This window comes from Arenibacter arenosicollis, assembly GCF_014397245.1.
In the GTDB taxonomy this organism is placed as follows: Bacteria; Bacteroidota; Bacteroidia; order Flavobacteriales; family Flavobacteriaceae; genus Arenibacter; species Arenibacter arenosicollis.
Map to the genome: position 1 here is coordinate 1 of NZ_JACLHY010000050.1, position 6,001 is coordinate 6,001.

Below are 6,001 nucleotides of genomic sequence, written 5' to 3' on the forward strand. Positions count from 1 at the left end.
TGGACCACGCCAAATGGCGTGGTTAGTTCGACCATCGTATTTCAATGCGCAAAATGCTTTTGAAATCCGGGTCAGTAGATCATACCACCGGCCCAAGGAACCGGATACAACATTGGACCACGCCAAAAGGCGTGGTTAGTTCGACCATCGTATTTCAATGCGCAAAAAGCTTTTGAAATCCGGTCAGAACATCATAACACCGGCCCAAGGAACCGGATACAACATTGGACCACGCCAAAAGGCGTGGTTAGTTCGACCATCGTATTTCAATGCGCAAAAAGCTTTTGAAATCCGGGTCTCACTAAAATTTAAAAATATGCAAAAAATACTTTTGGCCAGCACCTCTACCCTATTCGGACAGGCCTATTTGGAATATTTATTGGAAGAACTGCAATCCTTTTTCGCAGATAAATCTACCATCACTTTTGTCCCATATGCCCGTCCCAGTGGCATTACACATGATGCCTACACCCAATTGGTGCAAACGGCTTTTTCCAAGATAAACAAATCGGTGGTAGGCCTCCATAGCTTTAAGGATCCCTTGGAGGGAATTGACAGTGCAGAGGCTATTTTTACTGGCGGTGGCAATACCTTTTTACTCGTACATCAATTGCATCAGCTTGGCCTTATGAACCCTTTGAGGGAAAAAATAATGGCGGGCACCCCTTATATGGGAACTAGTGCAGGGAGCAATATAGCCGGTCCCAGCATGAAGACCACCAATGATATGCCCATAGTCTATCCTCCAAGTTTTGACACCCTGGGCGTGGTAAATTTCAACCTTAATCCCCACTATTTAGATCCGGACACCAAAAGCAAACATAAAGGGGAAACCAGAGAGACTAGGATCCGCGAATTTCATATCTTTAATAGCACCCCGGTAATAGGTCTACGGGAGGGCAACTACATAATGGTAGACGGAAACCACAAGACCCTTAAAGGAAAGGGTACGGCGCGAATTTTTGAGGCGGGAAAAAAGCCTTACGAAAGTGGAAATATTCCATTTTAACGGTAAACAAATTCAGTTCAACTAGTACTAAGGTATTTTACCCGATAAAGCTGGCTTAATAGTGCTATAATATTACTTTTATGAGTCAAGTTCTTATAACAGTGTGTACTATTTTGGTCGAAAGAATGTGTATGGGTTCCAGAGCTTTATGGTGATATTGTGGTAATGCGACTTCAGATGGTCTGCCTACCAGCTAGGGGAACTACATGGAATTGATCATATAAGCGTCAGTCCAAAAAAAGTCCGAAACACATTTCAGAATCCATTGGCCTGGGAGCATTGGCGTTTTACTTGATGCCATTCACTCTTGGGAAATGACCAACTAAACAACATTTTAAATAGTAAGGGAGAAACTAAAAAAATTGAAAATGAAAAACATATGCTTCTTATTATGCCTGCTTTTGGGAATGGCGGTGCAGGCACAGATTAAGATCGGTGATAACCCACAGAACATAGATCCCAGTTCGGTATTGGAATTGGAGAGTAGTTCCAGGGTATTGGTGATTACCCGAGTGAACACTGCCCAAATGAACACCATTACACCCTCTGCAGGGGCTTTGGTGTACAATACGGACGTACAATGTATTCATTATTATACGGGAACGGAATGGAAGGACATCTGTGATGCCGTGGCCGGTTCCATTACCTTTACTTCGGACGATGGCACGGTGGTAATAACCTCTACTGGAGGTAACAATTACGACCTTAAGGTGGGGCAGATCACTGGGATGAATATTGTTAATGAAACCGTTTTTGGTGCCGATATTGCTACTGCCACTATTGGCGAACGCCAATTGGCCCCCAACTCCGTAGGTTCCTCTGAACTTCAGGACAATACTGTAGGGAAAGCCGAAATACAAGAGGCAGCCGTGGGCACCTTGGAAATTATAGATGGCACCATTCAACCGAGCGACATGCAGCCCGGTGCCATTGATCAGGTATTGACCACCAATGCGGCGGGCAATGTGGTATGGCTCAACAAAAATGAATTGGGTGCCACCCAAGCGGACCAGACTACGATTACCGGCGCAGGAACTGCGGCCGACCCTATAAAAGTGGCCGACACCGTTATTGGGGATATTCTGGCCAATACCAACAGTATTACAGTAAATACGAACAATATAGCTCAGAACACCAATGATATTACGGCTATTAATACGGCTCTTGGAACCAAGGAAGATGTGGCGAATAAATCCGATGACACCGCCCTGGGAAATTCAACCACCCTTTACCCCACTCAAAATGCGGTAAAAACATATGTGGACCAATTGGCAGGAGCGGCCAGTACTTTAGCAGATGGCAACATTTTTGTGGGCAGTGCGGGCAATGTAGCCACGGGAGTGGCCATGGGCGGGGATGCTACCATTAGCAATACGGGCGTGGTAACCATTGCCAATCTTGCCATTACCTCCCCAAAAATAGCACTCAATGCAGTAGGCCAACCCCATCTTGCGAGCAATTCTGTTATCTCTGACAAAATATTGAACGGAAATGTAACCCCTATTAAAATTCAACCAGGAGCCGCTAATCAGATCATGACAACAAATACACTTGGGGTAGTGTCCTGGCAGCCGATTGCTGCTGTGGGAGGCAACCAGGATTTAGCAAGTGTTTTAGGTTTTGGAACAAGCGCAGCCAACAACCAAATAAACAATTTGGCGGATCCAACATCACCACAGGATGCTGCCACCATGGCCTACGTTGATAGTCAGACCGATGGTTCCGAAACAGAAATAAATCCAGGAACAAATATTACTATTACTGGAAATGGAACTACCACTACTCCCTATGTAATCAATGCCGCTGATGGTGCCGTTCCTGACGGTTCTGAAACAGAAATAAATCCTGGAACAAACATAACTATAACTGGAAATGGAACCACCGCAACTCCCTATATAATCAATGCTGCTGCTGGTGCCGTGGCTGATGGTTCGGAAACAATCATAGACCCTAGTCCAAGTGTCGCTGTTACTGGAGCTGGAACCACATTATCTCCCTATGTTTTGACTGTTGATGGTTCAGAAACAGAAATAAATCCTGGCACAAATATTACTATAACGGGAAATGGAACCACTGCTACTCCTTATGTTATCAATGCTGCTAGCGGTGCAGTTGCTGATGGTTCTGAAACAATCATAGACCCTAGTACAAGTGTCTCTGTTGCTGGGGCTGGAACCACATTATCTCCCTATGTTTTAACAGTCGATGGTTCAGAAACCATAATTGATGCCGTTAATTCAACCATTGGGGTAACTGGAACTGGAACAAGTGGCAATCCCTATGTATTAACAGGTGCTGCAGGCAATCCCGATGCAACGGACGTGAATTTCACTTCCTATATTTCTATAACTTCTCCCAATGTTCAGGGAGCTATTCAACAGCTTAAAGACGAAGTAGATGGCATTGTGGTTTCTGGTGGAGGAAATCCAACAGATGAATTGCAAGATTTACAATTAACAGGAAGCATCTTAACAGTCACCAATCCGGCAACGGGTGGTAATCAGGTTGATCTTGACACAGAATTTGCTACAGATGCTGAGCTATTAGCATCAATTGCTGATGGGGATGAAACTATTATCACCACTACTCCAACCGTAACGGTTGCAGGTACCGGAACTACAGCTGACCCATACATTTTAACTTCGACTGCAGCAGACGGATCGGAGACTATAGTTAACGGAAGCACCACCGTGACCGTTACGGGGACAGGTACTGTAGGTGACCCATATATTCTTACAAGTGCCGATACATCTGATGGATCGGAGACAATCATAAATCCAAGTGCCACCGTAACTGTAGCAGGTACCGGAACCACAGCAGACCCGTACATTTTAACTTCGACTGCAGCAGACGGTTCGGAGACTGTAGTGAACGGAAGCACCACCGTAACGGTTACCGGGACAGGTACAACGGGCGACCCATATATTCTTACAAGTGCCGATACCTCTGATGGATCGGAGACAATCATAAATCCAAGTGCCACCGTAACTGTAGCGGGTACCGGAACCACAGCAGACCCGTACATTTTAACTTCGACTGCAGCAGACGGCTCGGAGACTGTCGTGAACGGAAGCACTACCGTGACCGTTACCGGGACAGGTACAGCGGGCGACCCATATATTCTTACAAGTGCCGATACATCTGACGGATCGGAGACCGTCATAAATCCAAGTGCCACCGTAACTGTAGCAGGTACCGGAACCACAGCAGACCCGTACATTTTAACTTCGACTGCAGCAGACGGCTCGGAGACCGTAGTGAACGGAAGCACCACCGTGACCGTTACCGGGACAGGTACAACGGGCGACCCATATATTCTTACAAGTGCCGATACATCTGACGGATCGGAGACAATCATAAATCCAAGTGCCACCGTAACCGTGGCAGGTACTGGAACCACAGCAGACCCGTACATTTTAACTTCGACTGCAGCAGACGGTTCGGAGACTGTAGTGAACGGAAGCACCACCGTGACCGTTACCGGGACAGGTACAACGGGCGACCCATATATTCTTACAAGTGCCGATACATCTGATGGATCCGAGACAATCATAAATCCAAGCGCCACCGTAACCGTGGCTGGAACAGGGACAACAGGGGATCCATATATTCTGACCAGCCTTGGAGGGGCCGATGGGTCCGAGACCATTGTTAACGGAAGTTCAACGGTGGCCGTCACAGGTTCGGGAACCGGGGCAGATCCCTATGTCCTGACTAGTGCCGACACTTCGGACGGGTCCGAGACGATCATAAATCCAAGTGCCACTGTAACCGTAGCTGGAAGCGGGACAACAGGGGATCCATATATTCTGACCAGCCTTGGAGGGGCCGATGGGTCCGAGACCATTGTCAATGGAAGTACTACGGTGGCCGTCACAGGTTCGGGAACCGGGGCAGATCCCTATGTCCTGACTAGTGCCGACACTTCGGACGGGTCCGAGACGATCATAAGTCCAAGTGCCACTGTAACCGTGGCTGGAAGCGGAACAACAGGTGACCCTTATATTCTGACCAGCCTTGGAGGGGCCGATGGGTCCGAGACTATAGTGAACGGAAGCACCACCGTGACCGTTACGGGGACAGGTACAACGGGCGACCCATATATTCTTACAAGTGCCGATACATCTGATGGATCGGAGACAATCATAAATCCAAGCGCCACCGTAACCGTGGCTGGAAGCGGGACAACAGGCGACCCTTATGTTCTGACAAGCCTTGGAGGGGCAGATGGGTCCGAGACCATAGTAAACGGAAGTACTACGGTAACCGTCACAGGTTCGGGAACCGGGGCTGATCCCTACGTCCTAACAAGTGCAGACACTTCGGACGGGTCCGAGACAATCATAAACACAAGTGCCACTGTAACCGTGGCAGGAAGCGGGACAACAGGAGACCCATATATTCTGACAAGCCTTGGAGGGGCCGATGGGTCCGAAACCATTGTCAATGGAAGTACAACGGTAGCCGTCACAGGTTCGGGAACCGGGGCTGATCCCTACGTCCTAACTAGTGCAGACACTTCGGACGGGTCCGAGACAATCATAAGCACAAGTGCCACTGTAACCGTGGCAGGAAGCGGGACAACAGGAGACCCATATATTCTGACAAGCCTTGGAGGGGCCGATGGGTCCGAGACCATTGTCAATGGAAGTACAACGGTAGCCGTCACAGGTTCGGGAACCGGGGCAGATCCCTATGTCCTGACTAGTGCCGACACTTCGGACGGGTCCGAGACGATCATAAATCCAAGTGCCACTGTAACCGTGGCTGGAAGCGGGACAACAGGTGACCCTTATATTCTGACCAGCCTTGGAGGGGCCGATGGGTCCGAGACCATTGTTAACGGAAGTACCACGGTAGCCGTAACAGGTTCGGGAACCGGGGCAGATCCCTATGTCCTGACTAGTGCCGACACTTCGGACGGGTCCGAGACGATCATAAATCCAAGTGCCACTGTAACCGTGGCTGGAAGCGGGACAACAGGTGACCCTT

At 48.5% G+C, this 6,001-nt stretch carries 2 protein-coding genes; both read left to right on the forward strand.

Going from position 1 to position 6,001, the window contains the following annotated elements; genetic code table 11:
* Positions 1-316: 316 nt before the first annotated feature.
* The gene (pepE, locus tag H4O18_RS21735; protein ID WP_187588613.1) at positions 317-1,009 is read left to right on the forward strand and encodes a dipeptidase PepE; all 693 of its coding nucleotides are present in this window, start codon (positions 317-319) and stop codon (positions 1,007-1,009) included.
* 368 nt (positions 1,010-1,377) lie between these two features.
* Positions 1,378-6,001 (forward strand): beta strand repeat-containing protein (locus tag H4O18_RS21740; protein WP_187588615.1); only part of this gene is annotated, 4,624 nt, incomplete at its 3' end.

What these genes read in the sequence shown, in the direction of transcription:
- pepE (WP_187588613.1), top strand. Translation starts at nt 317, where the DNA reads ATGCAAAAAATACTTTTGGCCAGCACCTCTACCCTATTCGGACAGGCC.